This window comes from Streptomyces sp. JLYT201, assembly GCF_059448825.1.
Genome location: NZ_CM182551.1, coordinates 9,115,884 through 9,132,548 on the forward strand (window position 1 = coordinate 9,115,884; position 16,665 = coordinate 9,132,548).

A 16,665-nucleotide genomic window follows, 5' to 3' on the forward strand; every position below is an offset into this window, starting at 1 on the left:
GCCGTCGCCCAGCGGCGCGCCGGACCGGATACGCCGCCTCGTGCGCACCGGCCCGGACGGGCGGCGGACCCGGCCCGACAGTCACGGGGCGGACCTGTCGCGGCGCCTACTGGAGAGCTATCGCGATGACCTTCGCCGCGGTGATCCGCACGACAAGGCGGACCACGTCATCCGGCTCTGCCGGGGGGTCCTCGCCGAGGTACCGCTGCGACAGCTCGCGCGGCAGCGCCTTGTCCGGGTCCGGCAGCAACTCGGCCGTTCCCCGTATCTCCACGGACCGGTACGGGTTCGCGAGGTCGTACACCGTCAGGCTGATCCGCGGGTCCCGCGCGAGGTTGCGCGCCTTCTTCCGGCCCGCGGTCGTGGAGAAGACCACGGCGTCCTGCTGCCTCCCGACCCAGACGACGGACGTCTGGGGGCCGCCGTCGGGGTTGAGCGTCGCCACCACGGCGAAGTTCCGCCCGTCGAGCAGTTCCCTCACCGCCGCGTCGAGGGCCACCGGCGCGGGAAGCTCTTCCGTCTTCCGGGCGTTGTTCACTGGTCGTTCCTCGTCTCTCGTCGAGCATGTGGATCACCGCGAGGGGCCGAGGCCGTCTCTCGCGGGTGCGTCTCATCCTCGGAGAGCACGGCGCCCAACGGAAGAAGGCACATTTATGTCACGTAAGAACGCGTGCACCGCAGCGGAGGCCGCGGGCCGTGAGGTCTGCACCGTCCTCGACGTGCTCGGCAGGGTGAGCGGCAAGTGGAGCCTCGGGGTCCTGAGCGAGACCACGCGGGGGCCCGTCCGCTTCGCCGAACTCGAACGTTCGCTGAACGGCATCAGCCGCCGGATCCTCACCCTGACGCTGCGCGACCTCGAAGGCAACGGACTGCTGACCCGCACGGTGTATCCCACGGTGCCGCCCAAGGTCGAGTACACCGCGACCGAGGAGGCGCGTGAGCTGTACGCCCAGCTCACCGGCCTCACCGCCTGGGCCGCCCGGCACCCGTCCGCGGCCACCCGTGCCACCGCCCCGGCGGACGCCGCCCAGGAGCGGCCGGAGACGCCGTAGCTCCGCCGCGGTCAAGGGGAGCCGGGCAACGGGTGCGTCCCAGCGGGCGGTTGTCGCGAACGGGTGCGCGAAAGCAGCGGGAACCGCCGCCCCGGCCCGTCGTGCGGGGTGTGTCCGGGGTGGCGGTCCGGGTGAGACCTGGCTGGGTGTGTAACAGCGGTGCATTAGCCGGTGGTTGGGCGGAACGGTGCGCCGGTCCTGCCCGGTCCTGTTGCTCAGAACTGCCCGCTCGTACCGATGCGTGCCGGGCGGCAGGCACACTCCCCACCGATCCTGAGGAAGAAACGATGCGTGTTCACAAGCTCACCTTCGCCGCCCTGGCCGTTGCCGCGGGTCTCTCGCTCACGGCCTGCGACGACGGTGACGACTCGGGGGAGAGCGACGCGTCGTCCGGGTCCTCCGCGTCGTCCTCGTCCGGCGGTGCGGGATCGAGCGGGTCGGACCAGGGCGGCGGGAAGGACTCCGGGGGGCAGGCGTCCGCGGGAAAGGACTCCGCGGGCAAGGGCTCGCGCGGCCAGGGCGCGACGTCCGGGGCCGGATCCGGCGCGAGCGGCACGAGGGGCAAGTGCCGTACGGACGCCCTGAACATCACCGCGTCGGACAGCACCGTCGACGGGGACTCCGAAGCCTCCGTCGCGGTGACGATGGAGAACGGCGGCCGGGACTGCACGATGGCGGGGTTCGCGGGCGTCGACCTGAAGACCAGCGAGGGGAATCTGTCCGCCGAGCGCACGGGGCAGCCCGCCGACCGGATGGTCCTCAAGGCCGGGAAGTCGCTGTCCTTCGGCATCAACTACCCGGTGAACGACTCGGGCGGCTCGGGTGTCCGCGTCACCGGTCTTGTGGTGACCCCGCCCGGCGAGACGAAGTCGTTCAGCATCGAGTGGCCGGGCAAGGGCACCCTGCCCGTCACCGACGGCTCCGGTTCGCCGGTGACGGTCGGCCCGATCGGCAGCGCGGGCCAGGGCGGCTGACCCGCCCCCCTCCTCGGCTCGGCGCACGAGGGGCCCCTCGCGGGTGCGAGGGGCCCCTCGTGCGTCCGGTTCAGCGGCCGGAGAGAGCCGTCGCGGTGGCGAGGGCGAGGCCGCCCGGTGCGGGCGCCGCCACGTCCTGGTCCGCCGAGGGCCGGTGCGCGCGCCGGGTCACCAGCTCCTCCATGGGGCCGACCGCCCACCTACCGGAGACCGCGGCCGCGGCCGCCAGGGTCACCACGAGGACGACGGTGCCGAGGCCCACCATCGTGTCCACCGGCACGGTGTACGCGCCGATGACGCGCAGCACGCACTCCGTGACGAGGGCCGTGCCCCAGACCAGGGAGAACCGCGTCTCGTAGCGCCGGAAGCGGGGGTCGTCGGCCATCAGCCGGTCCCACGCCGCGGTCCTGTCCGGCCCGTTCTTGGTGACCCACGGCTTGAGCACCGTCGTCATCAGGGGGCGGCCGCAAGCGACCGACAGCAGGATGCCGACGCCGATCACGCTGCTGACCGCGCTGTCCTTCGCCAGCATCAGCCGCGGGTCGCCGCTGACCGCCGACAGGGCGAGGCCCACCGCGTTCACCGCGAGGACGAGCGCGGCGAAGGCGTTCAGACGCCGGTCCCGCACCAGGCCCCACACCGTCCGCGCCGCGGGGAACACACCGCTGACCGCCAGCGCCGTGAACGTGCCGACGCCCGCGCCCTTGAGCGCGTAGTACGCGGCCATCGGGGCGCCCGCGTCCACGATCAGCGGAGTCAGGCTCTCCCACAACGGGCTACGGCGGCTGTTCACAACGGGCTCCTTCGAAGTCGGACGGCGCGCTTTCGGCGACAGGAACAGCCTGGCCGAGCCACACGTCCGGGCGGCAGAGACCGCTGTCGTGCGTCCGGCATGACATGTGTCATGCGTACGGGGCGTCCCCGTGCCCGCAGGGCCGCCCCACGAGGGCGAGCCGTCGTCTCCGCGAGGGGCTCACTCCGGCTCCGGCAGGTCCATGAGCGCGAGTCGGGCCGGGTCGACGACGGCGGTGATCGCGGTGATGAGGCCGCCGGTGACGGTGAAGACGAGGAGGGACGCCGGGGTGCCGTCCTGGTTCCAGGAGATGACGCCGGGGCGGCCGTTGACGGTCGCCGTACGTCCCCGAGCCGCGCTGCCCGCCACCCGGGCGCGGGCGGCGACCTCGGTAGCTCCGATCGTGACGGACCGGCCGCCCGGGGTGTGCACGGTGAACTCCACCTCGGGGTGCAGGACCTGCAACAGCCGCTCGAACTGCCCCTCACGGGCCGCGGCCAGGAAGGCTCCGACCACCTCCCGCCGCCGCGGGGCGGTGCCTTCCGGCTGCCGGGCCGCGCGGACCTTCCTGCGGGCGCGGCTGGTGAGCATCTTGGTCGCGTCCGCGGACTTGCCGAGGATGGCGCCGATCTCCCCGTGGGGCACGGCGAACACGTCGTGCAGGACGAACGCGAGCCGTTCGTCCGGGCGCAGCGAGTCGAGGACCGTGAGGAGCGCGAGGCCGACGGAGTCCCCGAGCGCCACGAGTTCTTCCGGAGCGGGAGCGTCGTCGAGCGTCACGGTGTACTCGGGCAGCCGGTCGTCGAGGGGGACGTCGGGGCGGGTCCGGCCCGAGCGCAGCACGTCGAGGCTGATGCGGCCGACCACGGTGGTCAGCCAGCCGCCGAGGTTGTCGATGGTGCCGGCGTCCTGGCGCCGCAGCCGCAGCCACGCCTCCTGGACCACGTCCTCCGCGTCGGCGTGCGAGCCGAGCACGCGGTGGGCGACGGCCCGGAGGCGCTCGCGGTGGGCCTCGAAGGCATCGGCGATGGGATCCGCGGGGTGGGTGCCGGACATGGTGTTACCTCTCTCGAAGCTGCTCCGTCATAGGGGTGACGGGCACGAGCCCGGCAACGTAACCCGATGGAGGAGTGCACTCTCGCATGGAGAACCGGCTCAAGAACAAGAAGGCGAACAACCCGGACGTGTGGACCGCGATCCAGCACCTCCACAAGGCGATCGCGGCCGGGGGAGTCGACCCGAAGCTGCTCGCGCTGGTCCATGTGCGGGCCAGCCAGATCAATGGCTGCTCGGCGTGCGTCCACGCCGGAGTCACCGCGGGGAAGAGGGCCGGGGAGACCGACGAGCGGCTGCACGGCGTGGCGGCGTGGCGCGAGGCGCCGTTCTACACCGACGCCGAGCGCGCGGCACTGGCCCTCGCCGAGGGCGCGACCCGGTTGCAGGACGGTGCGGAGGGCGTCACCGACGCGATCTGGGACGAGGCCACCGTCCACTTCACGGAGGAGCAGATCGGCGCGCTCAACCTGGAGATCGCGCTGACCAACTTCTTCAACCGGATCAACCGCACCATCAAGGAACCGGCCGGTCGGACCTGGGGCTGAGCCCGGCCGCGCACAGCGGCGACGAAGGGGGCGGCGCACGGTCGACGCGCGAGATGGTCAGGTCGCTCGGCTTGCTCTGACGGGCTGTCATTGGTATGGACATGCCCAAATCCTGGGGCTAGTCTCGGACTTGGTCTAGACCGCGTCGGACGTGTGCCCTCCGGTTGTTCCGTGCTGCCGCCTTGCCCTCACCGTTCGACCAGGCAGTGCGTCCGAGGGTGCGCGTCCGCCCCCACCCGCACCCTCGGACCACGGGAGCGCAGCATGCGCAGAAAGCTCACCTCGTTACTCCTGGGCCTCGGTCTCGCAGGCACGGCCGTGCTCGCCACCAGCGGCAGTGCCCAGGGCCACGGCTACACCGACTCGCCCGTCAGCCGCCAGCAGCTGTGCGGCAACGGCACCGTCCGCAACTGCGGGCAGATCCAGTGGGAGCCGCCGAGCGTGGAAGGGCCCAAGGGCTTCCCCGCGCGCGGGCCCGCCGACGGGCACATCTGCTCGGGCGGCATCGGGCGCTTCCACGAACTGGACGACCCGCGAGGCGGGAACTGGCCGACGACCAGCCTGACCGCGGGCCAGAGCCACACCTTCGTCTGGCGGATCACCGCCCGCCACGCCACCACCGACTTCCGCTACTACATCACCAAGGACGGCTGGGACGCCACCAAGCCTCTGACCAGGGCCGACCTTGACCCGCAGCCGTTCCTCACGGTCGCCTTCGGCGGCCGTCTGCCCGGCTCCACGGTCACCCACGCCGGGACCCTGCCCCAGAAGACCGGCCGCCACCTCATCCTCGGCGTCTGGACCATCGCCGACACGGGCAACGCCTTCTACGCCTGCTCCGACGTGCGCTTCTGACGGATCCCCGCGGACCTCGCCACCGCCTCCCCGGCTCGTGGGCGAACGCCGGGACCCGGCCCCGGGTCGGTCACCGACCCGGGGCTCCTGCTGTGCTGCCGCTCGCGTTCACCCGCGTCGCACGGCGCCGGGCGCGCCCTTCGCTCGGAGCCGGGCCTCGAAGCCGTCGAGGATGGCCTCCAGTCCGAACGCGAAGCTGCCGTCGGGCGCGGCGGTGTACTGCTCGGCGGAGGCGGTGCCGAGGCGTGCGCGCAGCCGCGGGTAGGGCTCGGCGGCCTCGGCGGCCCGGGTCATGGCGTCGGCCATCAACTGCTCGGCGTCCGCGCCGTTCTTGCCGAGGCGGCGCTTCAGCGAGACCTCCGCAGCGGGCCCGAGCGCACTGCCGAGGACGAAGATGAACACCGTGGCGGCGGCCCGGTCCGCGTCGTCGGCGGCGAAGCCCGCCTTCTCGTAGACCGCGAGGCTGAGGTCGTCGAAGCGCGCCTGGCCCGGACCGTGCATGAGGTGGCTGCCGAACGCCTGGCCGAGCCAGGGGTGCCGGGTGAGCATCGCGTGCATGGCGGTGGCCTGGGCGGTGGCGGCCGTGCGCCAGTCGGTGGTGTCGGGGTCCGGCAGCTCGACCTCCTGCCAGACCGCGTCACTGGCGAGCCGGACCAGCTCGTCCTTGGTCTTGATGTGCCAGTAGACGGCCGTGGCGGCCGAACCGAGCCGCCGGGCCAGGCTGCGCATGTTCAGACCGTCGAGGCCCTCGTCGTCCAGGAGCTCGATGGCCGCACGGACGATCCGGTCTGCGGTGAGCGTGTCTCGCACCATGGCGGCCACCCTACTTGCACTTAGTTCATGCCCCCTCTTGCACTTAGTTCAAGAAGGCGTCTACGCTCCACTCGTACTTAGTTCAAGTGCCTGGAGGGGGAGCGATGTCGCAGGAGGAGCTGGCCGAGACGGTCGAGGCGCGGGCCGTGGAGTTCGGGGTTCCCGGGATGTCCGTGGGGATCCTGGTGGACGGTCGGGAGATCTTCGCGTCGCACGGCGTGACGAGCCTCGTCGACCCGACGCCGGTCGACGAGAAGACGCTGTTCCACCTGGCGTCGGTGTCCAAGACGTTCACCGCGACCGCCTTGATGCGCCTGGTCGCCGAGGGGAAGGTCGACCTGGACGCCCCGGTGCGGCGCTACGTCCCCGAACTGCGGCTCGCCGACGAGGGCGCGGCGGAGCGGATCACCGTCCTGAACCTGCTCAACCACACCGCGGGCCTGGACTGGAACCTGATCGACGACGGCCGGGGCGACCGCTCCCTGGCCGGGCTCGTGGCGAAGCTGCACGAGCTGCCGCTGATCGCGCCGCCCGGCACCCGCGCCTCGTACAGCCAGGCCGGGTACAACGTGCTCGGGCGGATCGTCGAGAAGGTCACGAACCTCCCCTTCGAGCAGGCGGTGGCCGCGCTCGTCCTGGAGCCGGTGGGCCTCCCGGACACCGTCTACGGCCTGGCCGAGGTGATGGTCCGCAAGTTCGCCGTGGGCCACAACCGGGGCGAGGACGGCGTGTTGCGGCCCGCCCGGCCGTGGGGGGCCTTCAGGGAGGGCGCGCGCGGCGACAACCCCGGCGGCGGCCTCGCCTCCTCGGCGAGCGACCTGCTGCGCTGGGCCCGGTTCCAACTCGGCGACGGCGAGGGCGTGGTGCCCGCCGATGCGCTGCACCGCATGCGTGAGCGCACGGTCGACCTGCGCTCCAGCTCGCTCGGCGACGGCTTCGGCCTCTGCTGGTTCCTGCACGACCTGGACGGCGTCCGGGCGATCGGGCACGGCGGCTCGGGCAACGGGCAGTTCGCCGAACTGCTCATCGTGCCCGAGCGGAACGTCGCGGTGGTCGCCCTGTCGAACGCCGGCCCGGACGGCTATACCTGCAACCAGTCCGTGGTGAAGTGGGCCCTTGAGCACTACCTCGGCGTCGTCGAGAAGGAGCCGGAGCCGCTCCCGTACGACGACGCACCGGCCCGGGAGGTCGCCGGGCGCTACGACATCGACGCCATGTACGTGGACGTCGCCGCCGACGGCACGCGTCTCACCCTGGCCGTCGAGATCAAGCCGGAGATCCGTGCGGCCTCGGACGAGGAGATGCCTCCCGGCTATCCGCCCGCGGCCATCGCCTTCCTCCCCGGCGGTCGCGACGAGTACCTCGTCCTGGAAGGCGGCCTCAAGGGGGAGCGCGGCTGCTTCTCCCGCGCCGCCGACGGCACGGTCACCGGCATCGACCTCGGCGGCCGCCTCTTCGTCAGGGTGTGAGACGCCCTGACTCCCGCGGCCTCCCGCAATCGAACGCCCTGGCGAGCTAGCTTGCTAGGATGCTAGCATCGCCGACGTGGGTGATGAGGACGTCAAGCAGTTCAACGTGTATCTGCCGCTCGAGCTGATCAAGCAGGTCAAGTTCCGCGCCATCGAATCGGGCATGTCGCTGTCGGCGTTGACCGCCGAGGCGCTGCGCGCCTACCTCGACGACGCCCACGCGCGGGAGCAGCGATCGGGCGGGGCGGACTGAGAGGAAGGCCTGACATGGCGACCGAAGGCATCGAAGCCGTCTTCCTGGAGACGCACAACTGGGGCAGGGCGGCGAAGTTCTTCCAAGAACTGGGCTACGAACTGGAGTTCTCGACCGACCACGACTCCGGCCAGCTGCGCAACGGCGACGGGCCGTACGTGTTCATCACCGAGGTCCCCCAGAGCCAGGAGCCGCGGACGCGGCTCGTGCTGAAGGTGCCGGACGCGGACGCGTTCCCCGCCGACTCCGCCGTCGAGGTGGTCACGCCCTTCGAGGACACCCACTACGGGACCAGGGAGATGACCGTCCGCGACCCCGACGGGCGGCTGTGGAGCCTCCAGGCCCCCGGCAAGAGCTGACCGTTGACCACGACGAGAGGGTGCACCATGTCAGTCGAGCAGACCGCCGAGCAGACCGGGGCCCCGGACAACACGGCGGTGCGCACCGCCCTGTGGCGGGCCCTGCACCTGGAGGTCGACGCACCGCCGCACGTGCTGGAGGACGAGGTCGGCCTGCGTCTCGCGGCCCCTGCCGACGGCTGGCGCGAGCGGCCGGACATGGACCCGCGGACCACCAGCGGGTTCCGCGCGGCCATCGTCGCCCGCGCCCGCTTCATCGAGGACCTCATCGCCGAGCGGGCCGCCCACGGCGTCGCCCAGTACGTCATCCTGGGCGCGGGCCTGGACACCTTCGCCCAGCGGCGGCCCGAACTGGCCGCGCGCCTGCGCGTCTTCGAGGTCGACGAGCCGCGCACCCAGGCCTGGAAGCGCCGCCGCCTGGCCGACCTCGGCCACGACGTCCCCGAGTGGCTGCACCTGGTGCCGGTCGACTTCGAGTCCGGCGAGCCCTGGCCCGAGCGGCTGGCCGCCGCGGGCTTCGACCCCGGCCGACCGGCGGTCGTGGTCTCCACCGGCGTCAGCATGTACCTCACCAAGGAGACCACCACGGCGACGCTGCGCGAGGTCGCCGGGTTCGCCCCCGGCACCACGCTCGCCATGACCTTCATGCTGCCGGCCGAGCTCGTCGACCCCGCAGACCGCCCCGGCCTGCGGGCGAGCACGGAGGGCGCCCGCGCGTCCGGCACGCCGTTCATCAGCTTCTACGCCCCGCAGGACATGCTCGAACTCGCCCGTGAGGCGGGCTTCGACGACGCCCAGCACGTCTCGGCCGACACGCTCGCCGCCCGCTACTTCGCCGACCGCGCCGACGGCCTGCGCCCGTCGACCGGGGAAGACCTCCTGCTGGCCACCGTCTGACCCCCCGGGCGGGCGCCCCGCGGCGCCCGCCCGCCGGGTCAGGGCTGCGTCAGATAGCCCGCGAGCGCGCCCCGGCTGCGCCGGAGGTCGTCGATGCGCTCGTCCATGGCCGCCAGCTCCCGGTCGAGGAGCTCCCGCAGGTCCGCGCACCAGTCGAACCCGGGCTGCTCACCCCGGGTGCAGGGCAGCACCTCACGGATCACCTCGGTGGTCAGGCCCGCGTTCAGCAGGGCCCGCACCTTGCGGACGGTGAGCACCGCGTCCTCGCCGTACTCGCGGTAGCCGTTCGGGCCGCGCTCCACCTGGAGCAGGCCCTGGGCCTCGTAGTACCGCAACAGCCGTGCACTGACGCCGGTACGCCCGGACAACTCCCCGATCAGCATCCGCTCCCGCCTCGTCCGCTCTTGACCTTGTCACCGATGTGAAGCCTTAACGTCCCCCCGTGATCCGGCATTCCACGCCCGGTACCGACACCACGGGAGCGCAGCCATGACCTCTTTCGTCACTCACATCGACGGCCGCCCGGCCACCGCCGACGAGCTGGCACCGCTCGCCTTCGCGGGCTTCGCCCACTTCACCGCCGCGCAGGTGCGCGACGGCCGGATGCGGGGACTCGACCTCCATCTCCGACGGTTGCGGCACGCCTCGCAGGTCCTGTTCGGCCGGGCGCTGCCCGACGAGCGGATGCGCGCCCTGCTGCGGGCGGCGATCGCGGAAGGGCCGGGGGACCACTCCCTGACGGCGACGGTGTACTCACGCGTGGGTGAGTTCACCGCCGCCGGGCCCGACGCCGAGCCCGCCGTGCTCGTCCGCACCGGCCCGCCCGCCACCGGCCCCGAGGGCCCGCTGTCCCTCGCCGCCGTCGCGCACGAGCGGGACCTGCCCGGCGTGAAGCACGTGGGCGAGGTGGCCAAGACGCACCTCCTGCGCCAGGCCGTCGCGGAGGGCTTCGACGACGCGGCCTTCCTCGACCGCCGGGGCCGCCTCAGCGAGGCCACGATCTGGAACCTGGCCTTCTGGGACGGCTCCACCGTGCTCTGGCCCGTCGCCGACGTCCTCACCGGCACCACGATGAGCATCGTCCGCCGCAGGCTGGAGCGCCTCGGCGTCCCGCAGCGCGAGCGGGAGATCACCTTCGCCGACCTGCCGGCGCTGGCCGGGGCCGTCGTCATGAACTCCTGGACACCGGGTGTCCCCGTCCACCGCATCGGCTCCGCACCGCTGCCCGAGGCCCCGGCCTTCCTGGACCTGCTGCACAAGGCCTACGAGGCGGAGCCGCTCGTGGCGCCCTGACGGACGCCCCGCTCAGGGGTGGGCGTGCGGGCGGCGGTGGGGCGGCTGGTCGGGGGCGGGCCGGGGCTTGAGGTCCGGGAGCTCCCGGCTGCGCGGCTCCTCGGGGCTGAGGGTGAGCGGCTCGCCGTAGTGGTGGATCGTCAGCTCCGGGCCGCTGAGGACGGTGTAGGTGACCGCCGTCGCGCGCACCTCCACGCGCAGGCACCGGCCGAGCAGCCTGAGCTTGAACGCGACCCGGCTCAGCCGCTCGGGCAGCCGGGGGGTGAACTCCAGCGTGTCACCGTGGCGCCGCATCCCGCCGAAGCCCGCGACGAGCGCCGTCCACGTCCCGGCCAGGGAGGCGATGTGCAGCCCGTCGCGCGTGTTGTTCTCCAGGTCCTCCAGGTCCATCAGCGCCGCCTCCACCAGATAGTCGTAGGCGAGGGACAGATGGCCGGTGCGGGCCGCGATGACCGCCTGGCTGCACGCGGACAAGGAGGAGTCCCGGACGGTGAGCGGCTCGTAGTAGGCGAAGTTGCGGTCCAGGTGCTCCTCGTCGAAGAAGGCGGAGCAGGTGTACATGGCGAGCACGAGGTCGGCCTGTTTGACGACCTGCTTGCGGTAGAGGTCGAAGTAGGGGAAGTGCAGCATCAGCGGGTACTGGTCGGGCCGGGTGGCCGCGAAGTCCCAGCGCTGGTAGCGGGTGAACCCCGCGTGCTGCTCGTGCACCCCGAGGTCGGCGTTGTACGGGATGTGCACGGCCTCCGCCGCGTCCCGCCAGGCCGCGCTCTCCTCGTCGTCGACGCCGAGCGCGGCGGCCGGTTCGGGATGGGCCTCGGCGAAGTCGGCCGCCGCGAGGAGATTGGTGCGCGCCATCAGGTTCGTGTACGTGTTGTCGTCGGCGATCGCGCTGTACTCGTCCGGGCCCGTCACGCCGTCGATGTGGAACGCCCCGTGCGCGTCGTGGTGGCCCAGCGACCGCCACAGCCGGGCCGTCTCCACCAGGAGTTCGACCGCGGTGTCACGGACGAACTGCCCGTCGCCGGTGGCGTGCACATAACGCACCACGGCGTCCGCGATGTCGGCGTTGACGTGGAAGGCCGCGGTCCCGGCCGGCCAGTACGCGGACCCCTCCGACCCCTCGATCGTGCGCCAGGGGTAGGCCGCTCCCCGCAGCCCCAGCTGCGCGGCCCGCTCGCGCGCGGCGGGCAGCGTGGAGTGCCGCCAGCGCAGCGCCTCGGCGACCGCGTCCGGCGCGGTGTACGTCAACAGCGGCAGGACGAACGTCTCGGTGTCCCAGAAGGCGTGGCCGTCGTAGCCGGAACCGGTCAGGCCCTTCGCCGGGATCGCGCGCTGCTCGGCCCGCGCCCCCGCCTGGAGGACGTGGAAGAGCGCGAAGCGGACGGCCTGCTGGATCTCCTCCGCGCCGTCGACCTCGACGTCCGCGTGCGCCCAGAAGGCGTCCAGATAGGCCCGCTGCTCGTCCGCGAGGCCCGTCCAGCCGGTGTCGGTGGCCGCCGCGAGCGCCGCGTCGACCTGGTCGCTCACGGCGGGCAGGGACCGCGTGCTCGACCAGCCGTAGGCCACGACCTTCTCCAGGCGCAGCCGCTGGCCCGGTTCGAGGACGGAGGTGACGGTGAGCCGGGCGACGTCGTCGCCGGACTCGCTGCCGGTCCGGGTCCTGTCGGGCCCGTCGACGGTGTGGTCGGCGGCCGCGGCGACCCGCAGCCCGCTGCGCCGGGTGCGGTGCACCAGGCGCAGGCGCCCGTCCCGCGCGAAGTGCTCCTCCGGTGCGAGCGGCGACTCCAGGACGGCCGACGCGCGGGGGTCCTTCGCGGGCCGCGGCAGCTGTTCGTTGGCCACCAGCTCCGACTGGACCACCACGCGGACCTGGCTGTCCACGGCCTGGACCTCGTAGGCGACGGCGGCCACCGAACGCTGCGCGAACGACACCAGACGGGTGGAGCGCACCCGCACGGTGCGACCGGCCGGGGAGGTCCACTCGCAGGTGCGCCGCAGTACCCCCGCGCGCAGGTCGAGGACCCGCTCGTGGGCGACCAGGCGGCCGTAGCGCAGGTCGAAGGGCTCGTCGTCCACCAGGAGACGGATGACCTTGCCGTTGGTCACGTTGATGACCGTCTGCCCGGACTCCGGATAGCCGTAGCCCGCCTCCGCGTAGGGGAGCGGGTGGGTCTCGTGGACGCCGTTGAGGTAGGAGCCGGGCAGGCCGTGCGGCTCGCCCTCGTCCAGGTTGCCGCGCCAGCCCACGTGGCCGTTGGACAGGGCGAACACCGACTCGCTCTGCGGCAGGACGTCGAGGTTCAGGACGTTCTCGCGCAGGCACCAGGGCTCGACGCCGTAGGAAGCGTGAGTGATCATGCCGCGCCCCCGAGTTCCGCGAGGTCGCTCACGACCCGGTCGGCGCCGTGGGCCCGCAGGGCGTCCGCCTGGCCGACGCGGTCCACTCCGACGACGTAGCCGAAGTGGCCGGAGCGGCCCGCGTCCATGCCGGCGAGCGCGTCCTCGAACACCGCGGCCTGCGCGGGCTCGACGCCGAGGTCGCCCGCCGCCGCGAGGAAGGTGTCGGGCCGCGGCTTGCCCGGAAGCTTCCGCTCGGCGGCGACCACGCCGTCGATGCGCACCTCGAACAGCGACTCCGCCCCGACCGAGCGCAGGACGTCGCGGCAGTTGGCGCTGGAGGAGACCACCGCCGTGCGCAGCCCCGCGGCGCGCGCGGCCTCGACGTAGCGCAGGGTGCCGTCGTAGGCCTCGACGCCGCCGGTGCGGATCTTCTCCAGGAGCAGGGCGTTCTTGTGGTTGCCCACGCCGTGGACCGTGGGCCGGTCCGGTGGGTCGTCGGGACTGCCCTCGGGCAGGTCGATGCCCCGGGAGGCGAGGAAGCAGCGCACCCCGTCGGCGCGCGGCCTGCCGTCCACGTACTCGTCGTACTCGGCGACCGGGTCGAACGGCCGGAAGCCGTCGCCCTCCCGCGCGCGCAGGAAGGCGTCGAAGGCCTCCTTCCAGGCGGCGGCGTGGACGACGGCCGTCTTGGTGATCACACCGTCGAGATCGAAGAGGCAGGCCCGGACGGTGTCCGGAAGGCCGAGCCGGGTCAGATGAGGACCTTGTTTCGTCATGAAGAGCGTGTTCCCGGTCGGAGGCTTCCGAATAGGGAGCACGCACGTGCTGTGGGCCGACCGGGTGTCTCGGGTCCCGCCGACCGGCGGGGTGTGCTCCACTTCACCCGCCGAGCGCCGGAAGAGCTGGAACAACGGGCGGCCGTTCGCCGTTCTTCACTACGTGACCGCGGAGGGGACAGTGTCCCCGGGCCTCACCCATGGCCCACAGGGACGATCGTTCGGCTGAAGCCCTGTGGAGCCCTCCGCCGAGAGGCGACCGCCCTCCGCAGTCACCACCCACGGCCCCGGCTGGTCTCCCCCGTCCAGCCGGGGCTCCCGCGCTTCGCAGGTCGGTCGGTCCGGCTCGAACGGGGTTCCCGCGTCGCGCTGTTGGAGCGCGCCCGGCGCGAGGCCGTGTGCACCGCGGCCGGGCCCGCGAGCGAAGCGGGGCGGCTCCCGGGACCGGCGGGCGCGGTCCGCGATGCGCCTGGTATGACTGGTGCATGCAGGAAGAGACCGCGCGGTCCGCGATCGACACGTTCATCTCCGCCTTCAACGCCTCGAACGACGGCTACGTGACCTCGCTGCTCGCCCAGGCACTGACCTCCGACGTGGTGTTCTGGGGGCCGCTGGGCCGCAGCGAGGGCATCGAGGCGGTCGAGCGGTTCGTGCTCGACATCCGCCGCCACCCCGCGGGCACCGGCACCATGGTGCGCTGCTCGGGGGTGGACATGCCGGACGAGTGGGCCCGCTACCAGTGGGTGTTCACCACACCGGACGGAGGCCCCCGTCTCGCGGGAACGGACGTCGTCCATCTGCGGCGCAGCCTCATCGACCAGATCATCGTCTTCGCGGGGGAGATCAAGCCGCCCTCGTCGTGAGCCGCCCTCGTCGTGAACCTGCCTCGTCGTGAGTCCGCCCCAGCGGACCGCGGCGATCTCAGCGGAACGCGGCGATGTTGCGGTCGACCCAGTCGCCGAAGGAGTTCGGCGTGCGGCCGAGGACGCGTTCCACGTCCGGGCTGATGCGCAGTTCGGCGGCGTTGGGCGCGCCGATGATGTCCAGGGTGTCGTCGGCGAGTTCCGCCGGTACGGCCCGGGTCATTGCGGCCTTGGCCTCGGCGCGGGTCAGTTCGTGGAACCGTACGGGCGAGCCGAGTGCGGTGGCGATGGCCTCCGCCTGCTGGCGCGGTGTGATCACCTCAGGGCCGGTCAGCTCGTAGATGCCACCGGTGTGGCGGTCCTCCAGCAGGCAGGCCGCCGCGACCGCGGCGATGTCGGCGGGGTCGACGACCGGAACTCCGGTGTCGCCGAAGGGCGCGGCGACCGTCCTTTGCGTACGGACGGACTCCGCCCAGGCCAGGGCGTTGGAGGCGAAGCCGCCCGGTCGCACGACGGCCCAGTCCAGGCCGGAGCCGCGCAAGGTGTCCTCCAGCGCGCGCATCGCGACCCGCGAGGGGCCATGCGGACGGGTCGCCACGCCCTGCGAGGAGAGCAGGACGACCTTGCGGACCCCGCCGGCCGCTGCCTGGTCGATGAGGTCGGCCGGCCTGGCGTCGAGGGCGTGCAGATCGCCGGACAGCAGCAGGAACAGTGCCTTCGCCCCGTCAAGGACGGGGGCGAGGGCCTGGGCCTCGGACAGGTCGGCCTGGACGTGCCGGACCCCGTCGGGTACGTCCGCCGCGCGCCGTGACACCGCTGTCACCTGCTCGCCCGCCTCGGCCAGGGCCTGCGTCAGGGGTCGTCCCACATTGCCGGTAGCGCCGGTCACCACGATCATGTCGAGCTCCTCGTTCGTTGTGCGGTAAGGCACGTGACGTTAGGAGCCGGGCTTACCTTTCGTAAGAACATACCCGGAGGTAAGCTCCGGATATGAATGAAGGCGCGCAGGTGACACAGGCCGAGGCGGCGCCTCGGTATGAGGTGTTTCACACCGACTGCCCCGCGCGTGACGTGGTCGACCACGTGACCAGCAGGTGGGGCATCTGGGTGCTGATCTCCTTGCGGAGCGGCAGCCTTCGCTTCTACGAGCTGCGCGACAGCATCCGGGGCATCAGTGAGAAGATGCTCGCCCAGACCCTGCGCGTGCTGGTCCAGGACGGCCTGGTCTGGCGGGAGGTCGAGCCGACGACCCCGCCCCAAGTCACCTACGGCCTGACCGAGTTCGGCAAGAACATCAGCGAGCCGCTGACGGACCTGTTCGACCGGATCACCCAGCAGCTGCCGCCGCGCACCACGGAGTAGCGCGGCAGCGGTCGTCCGCGAGGCCGCGGCCGGCCTGACGAGGTCCTGCCGGGGGTCCCGGCCGGTCGTCTCACGTGCAGCCCGACGGGCTGCCGGCGCAGCCCAGCGGCGTCACCGTGCTCGCGGCCTCCACCGCGCCGCGAGGGGCCGAGTCCGCGTAGGCCGACGCGCCCATGGCGCCGAGCACCAGGGCCGCCGCCAAGCCGACCGCTGATCGAACTGCCTGCCTGAGCATGGATGACCTCCAAGGCCGCGAAGGGGGAACTGGCCCTCCCAGTAGTCCAGCTGCCGATGGAGGACCGCTCAACGGCCGCTCAACATCCCTGCTCCAGAAGGGGGTTCGGGGGCTTCACGGCGTCGGCCGAGCGGTGCTCTGCCTCGGCGGCGCCTCCTGCGGCGCGAGGCCGGTCAACGTGATGTCGACGAACCGCCGCCAGTCGCCCAGGTCCGCACGGGCCACCGCTGCGAGCCCGCCCACGATCATGTAGAGGTCGCCGAACGTGGCGTCGGCGCGGAGGGTGCCGTCGTCCCGGCCCCGGTCGAGGATCTCGGTGGCGACGTCCTTGAGTTCGGCGCCGACCTGGCCGCGCGGCGACGTGGCGCCCAGGGCCGACTCGATCACGAGCGAGAGCGTACGGCCCTGCTCGTGGACCCGGCCGATGTGGAGCATGAGGCTCTCCAGGGCCGCACGCGCCGTCGGAGCCGACGGGCAGGCGGTCCGCGCGAACGCGAGGATCTCCACGAAGCGTTGCTCGGCGACCGCCTCGACGAGGGCCAGCCGGGTGGGGAAGTGCCGGTAGACGGTGCCGACGCCGACACCGGCGGCCTTGGCCACCTCGGCCATCTGCACCTCCGTGCCGCGCTCGGCGAAGAGCGCAACGGCAGCTTCCAGTACGCGGGTTCGGTTGCGTCCGGCGTCGGCGCGCGGGCGCCGGGGCGGGGTTGACATGAGGGCGGGGTCCTCT

General features: G+C 72.6%; 21 protein-coding genes. 11 read left to right on the forward strand and 10 right to left on the reverse strand.

Features of this window, described 5'->3' with window-relative positions; all coding sequences use genetic code 11:
* Positions 1–106: 106 nt before the first annotated feature.
* On the reverse strand, positions 107–538 hold the full coding sequence (locus tag AC5WAM_RS38320) for a PPOX class F420-dependent oxidoreductase (RefSeq protein WP_366792491.1): 432 nt from the start codon (positions 536–538) through the stop codon (positions 107–109).
* Positions 539–653: 115 nt separating this feature from the next.
* Here AC5WAM_RS38320 and AC5WAM_RS38325 point away from each other — a divergent pair, with 115 nt between their 5' ends.
* Together AC5WAM_RS38325 and AC5WAM_RS38330 are read left to right on the forward strand one after the other, a co-directional pair.
* Positions 654–1,052, forward strand: a complete 399-nt coding sequence (locus AC5WAM_RS38325; RefSeq protein ID WP_366792492.1) for a winged helix-turn-helix transcriptional regulator — start codon at positions 654–656, stop codon at positions 1,050–1,052.
* 287 nt (positions 1,053–1,339) lie between these two features.
* Positions 1,340–2,026 (forward strand): DUF4232 domain-containing protein, encoded by a 687-nt coding sequence (locus tag AC5WAM_RS38330; RefSeq protein ID WP_495520439.1) that lies wholly within the window; start codon positions 1,340–1,342, stop codon positions 2,024–2,026.
* 70 nt (positions 2,027–2,096) lie between these two features.
* Here the strand turns inward: AC5WAM_RS38330 and AC5WAM_RS38335 are convergent, their stop codons facing one another.
* Together AC5WAM_RS38335 and AC5WAM_RS38340 are read right to left on the reverse strand one after the other, a co-directional pair.
* Positions 2,097–2,819 (reverse strand): VC0807 family protein, encoded by a 723-nt coding sequence (locus AC5WAM_RS38335; RefSeq protein ID WP_495520440.1) that lies wholly within the window; start codon positions 2,817–2,819, stop codon positions 2,097–2,099.
* Between the two features lie 180 nt (positions 2,820–2,999).
* A complete protein-coding gene (locus AC5WAM_RS38340; RefSeq protein WP_495520441.1) occupies positions 3,000–3,875 on the reverse strand; it encodes a sigma-70 family RNA polymerase sigma factor in 876 nt (291 codons plus the stop codon).
* Positions 3,876–3,961: 86 nt separating this feature from the next.
* On the opposite strand from AC5WAM_RS38340, the gene AC5WAM_RS38345 reads away from it, so the two are divergent.
* Both AC5WAM_RS38345 and AC5WAM_RS38350 read left to right on the forward strand, forming a co-directional pair.
* Positions 3,962–4,420, forward strand: coding sequence for a carboxymuconolactone decarboxylase family protein (locus AC5WAM_RS38345; protein ID WP_495520442.1), 459 nt, complete (start codon positions 3,962–3,964; stop codon positions 4,418–4,420).
* 264 nt (positions 4,421–4,684) lie between these two features.
* Positions 4,685–5,275 (forward strand): lytic polysaccharide monooxygenase auxiliary activity family 9 protein, encoded by a 591-nt coding sequence (locus AC5WAM_RS38350; RefSeq protein ID WP_366792497.1) that lies wholly within the window; start codon positions 4,685–4,687, stop codon positions 5,273–5,275.
* Between the two features lie 108 nt (positions 5,276–5,383).
* Here the strand turns inward: AC5WAM_RS38350 and AC5WAM_RS38355 are convergent, their stop codons facing one another.
* Positions 5,384–6,088 (reverse strand): TetR/AcrR family transcriptional regulator C-terminal domain-containing protein, encoded by a 705-nt coding sequence (locus AC5WAM_RS38355; protein WP_366792498.1) that lies wholly within the window; start codon positions 6,086–6,088, stop codon positions 5,384–5,386.
* Between the two features lie 104 nt (positions 6,089–6,192).
* On the opposite strand from AC5WAM_RS38355, the gene AC5WAM_RS38360 reads away from it, so the two are divergent.
* The 4 genes from AC5WAM_RS38360 (at position 6,193) to AC5WAM_RS38375 (ending at position 9,066) form a co-directional block, all read left to right on the forward strand.
* A complete protein-coding gene (locus AC5WAM_RS38360; RefSeq protein ID WP_495520443.1) occupies positions 6,193–7,557 on the forward strand; it encodes a serine hydrolase domain-containing protein in 1,365 nt (454 codons plus the stop codon).
* 76 nt (positions 7,558–7,633) lie between these two features.
* Positions 7,634–7,810 carry a CopG family transcriptional regulator gene (locus tag AC5WAM_RS38365; protein WP_366792500.1) on the forward strand — a complete coding sequence of 59 codons (177 nt, stop codon included), beginning with the start codon at positions 7,634–7,636 and terminating at the stop codon, positions 7,808–7,810.
* Positions 7,811–7,824: 14 nt separating this feature from the next.
* Positions 7,825–8,169 (forward strand): VOC family protein, encoded by a 345-nt coding sequence (locus AC5WAM_RS38370; RefSeq protein WP_495520444.1) that lies wholly within the window; start codon positions 7,825–7,827, stop codon positions 8,167–8,169.
* A gap of 27 nt (positions 8,170–8,196) precedes the next feature.
* Entirely contained in the window at positions 8,197–9,066 is an 870-nt protein-coding gene (locus tag AC5WAM_RS38375; RefSeq protein ID WP_495520445.1) for a class I SAM-dependent methyltransferase, read from the forward strand.
* A 38-nt stretch (positions 9,067–9,104) separates the two neighbouring features.
* On the opposite strand, the gene AC5WAM_RS38380 is transcribed toward AC5WAM_RS38375, so the two are convergent.
* Complete coding sequence (locus AC5WAM_RS38380; RefSeq protein WP_495520446.1) at positions 9,105–9,449, reverse strand: MerR family transcriptional regulator; 345 nt, start codon at positions 9,447–9,449, stop codon at positions 9,105–9,107.
* Between the two features lie 106 nt (positions 9,450–9,555).
* Here AC5WAM_RS38380 and AC5WAM_RS38385 point away from each other — a divergent pair, with 106 nt between their 5' ends.
* Positions 9,556–10,359, forward strand: a complete 804-nt coding sequence (locus AC5WAM_RS38385) for an aminotransferase class IV family protein (RefSeq protein ID WP_495520447.1) — start codon at positions 9,556–9,558, stop codon at positions 10,357–10,359.
* Between the two features lie 12 nt (positions 10,360–10,371).
* On the opposite strand, the gene AC5WAM_RS38390 is transcribed toward AC5WAM_RS38385, so the two are convergent.
* Both AC5WAM_RS38390 and AC5WAM_RS38395 read right to left on the reverse strand, forming a co-directional pair.
* Entirely contained in the window at positions 10,372–12,717 is a 2,346-nt protein-coding gene (locus tag AC5WAM_RS38390) for a glycoside hydrolase family 65 protein (RefSeq protein ID WP_495520448.1), read from the reverse strand.
* A complete protein-coding gene (locus AC5WAM_RS38395; RefSeq protein WP_495523743.1) occupies positions 12,714–13,454 on the reverse strand; it encodes an HAD family hydrolase in 741 nt (246 codons plus the stop codon). Before AC5WAM_RS38395 ends, AC5WAM_RS38390 begins: the two co-directional genes overlap by 4 nt.
* 506 nt (positions 13,455–13,960) lie before the next feature.
* On the opposite strand from AC5WAM_RS38395, the gene AC5WAM_RS38400 reads away from it, so the two are divergent.
* A complete protein-coding gene (locus AC5WAM_RS38400; protein ID WP_495520449.1) occupies positions 13,961–14,338 on the forward strand; it encodes a nuclear transport factor 2 family protein in 378 nt (125 codons plus the stop codon).
* Positions 14,339–14,396: 58 nt separating this feature from the next.
* Here AC5WAM_RS38400 and AC5WAM_RS38405 read toward each other — a convergent pair whose 3' ends face one another.
* On the reverse strand, positions 14,397–15,236 hold the full coding sequence (locus AC5WAM_RS38405; RefSeq protein ID WP_495520450.1) for an SDR family oxidoreductase: 840 nt from the start codon (positions 15,234–15,236) through the stop codon (positions 14,397–14,399).
* 92 nt (positions 15,237–15,328) lie between these two features.
* Here AC5WAM_RS38405 and AC5WAM_RS38410 point away from each other — a divergent pair, with 92 nt between their 5' ends.
* Positions 15,329–15,700 carry a winged helix-turn-helix transcriptional regulator gene (locus AC5WAM_RS38410; protein WP_495520451.1) on the forward strand — a complete coding sequence of 124 codons (372 nt, stop codon included), beginning with the start codon at positions 15,329–15,331 and terminating at the stop codon, positions 15,698–15,700.
* Between the two features lie 70 nt (positions 15,701–15,770).
* Here AC5WAM_RS38410 and AC5WAM_RS38415 read toward each other — a convergent pair whose 3' ends face one another.
* Both AC5WAM_RS38415 and AC5WAM_RS38420 read right to left on the reverse strand, forming a co-directional pair.
* Entirely contained in the window at positions 15,771–15,935 is a 165-nt protein-coding gene (locus tag AC5WAM_RS38415; protein WP_495520452.1) for a hypothetical protein, read from the reverse strand.
* Between the two features lie 114 nt (positions 15,936–16,049).
* Positions 16,050–16,649, reverse strand: a complete 600-nt coding sequence (locus AC5WAM_RS38420; protein WP_366792509.1) for a TetR/AcrR family transcriptional regulator — start codon at positions 16,647–16,649, stop codon at positions 16,050–16,052.
* Positions 16,650–16,665 lie beyond the last annotated feature (16 nt).

Coding starts and splice junctions, on each gene's coding strand:
- AC5WAM_RS38380 (WP_495520446.1), bottom strand. CDS start 9,449: ATGCTGATCGGGGAGTTGTCCGGGCGTACCGGCGTCAGTGCACGGCTG.
- AC5WAM_RS38385 (WP_495520447.1), top strand. CDS start 9,556: ATGACCTCTTTCGTCACTCACATCGACGGCCGCCCGGCCACCGCCGAC.
- AC5WAM_RS38340 (WP_495520441.1), bottom strand. CDS start 3,875: ATGTCCGGCACCCACCCCGCGGATCCCATCGCCGATGCCTTCGAGGCC.
- AC5WAM_RS38345 (WP_495520442.1), top strand. CDS start 3,962: ATGGAGAACCGGCTCAAGAACAAGAAGGCGAACAACCCGGACGTGTGG.
- AC5WAM_RS38410 (WP_495520451.1), top strand. CDS start 15,329: ATGAATGAAGGCGCGCAGGTGACACAGGCCGAGGCGGCGCCTCGGTAT.
- AC5WAM_RS38415 (WP_495520452.1), bottom strand. CDS start 15,935: ATGCTCAGGCAGGCAGTTCGATCAGCGGTCGGCTTGGCGGCGGCCCTG.
- AC5WAM_RS38350 (WP_366792497.1), top strand. CDS start 4,685: ATGCGCAGAAAGCTCACCTCGTTACTCCTGGGCCTCGGTCTCGCAGGC.
- AC5WAM_RS38325 (WP_366792492.1), top strand. CDS start 654: ATGTCACGTAAGAACGCGTGCACCGCAGCGGAGGCCGCGGGCCGTGAG.
- AC5WAM_RS38420 (WP_366792509.1), bottom strand. CDS start 16,649: ATGTCAACCCCGCCCCGGCGCCCGCGCGCCGACGCCGGACGCAACCGA.
- AC5WAM_RS38400 (WP_495520449.1), top strand. CDS start 13,961: ATGCAGGAAGAGACCGCGCGGTCCGCGATCGACACGTTCATCTCCGCC.
- AC5WAM_RS38360 (WP_495520443.1), top strand. CDS start 6,193: ATGTCGCAGGAGGAGCTGGCCGAGACGGTCGAGGCGCGGGCCGTGGAG.
- AC5WAM_RS38370 (WP_495520444.1), top strand. CDS start 7,825: ATGGCGACCGAAGGCATCGAAGCCGTCTTCCTGGAGACGCACAACTGG.
- AC5WAM_RS38330 (WP_495520439.1), top strand. CDS start 1,340: ATGCGTGTTCACAAGCTCACCTTCGCCGCCCTGGCCGTTGCCGCGGGT.
- AC5WAM_RS38405 (WP_495520450.1), bottom strand. CDS start 15,236: ATGATCGTGGTGACCGGCGCTACCGGCAATGTGGGACGACCCCTGACG.
- AC5WAM_RS38390 (WP_495520448.1), bottom strand. CDS start 12,717: ATGATCACTCACGCTTCCTACGGCGTCGAGCCCTGGTGCCTGCGCGAG.
- AC5WAM_RS38355 (WP_366792498.1), bottom strand. CDS start 6,088: ATGGTGCGAGACACGCTCACCGCAGACCGGATCGTCCGTGCGGCCATC.
- AC5WAM_RS38375 (WP_495520445.1), top strand. CDS start 8,197: ATGTCAGTCGAGCAGACCGCCGAGCAGACCGGGGCCCCGGACAACACG.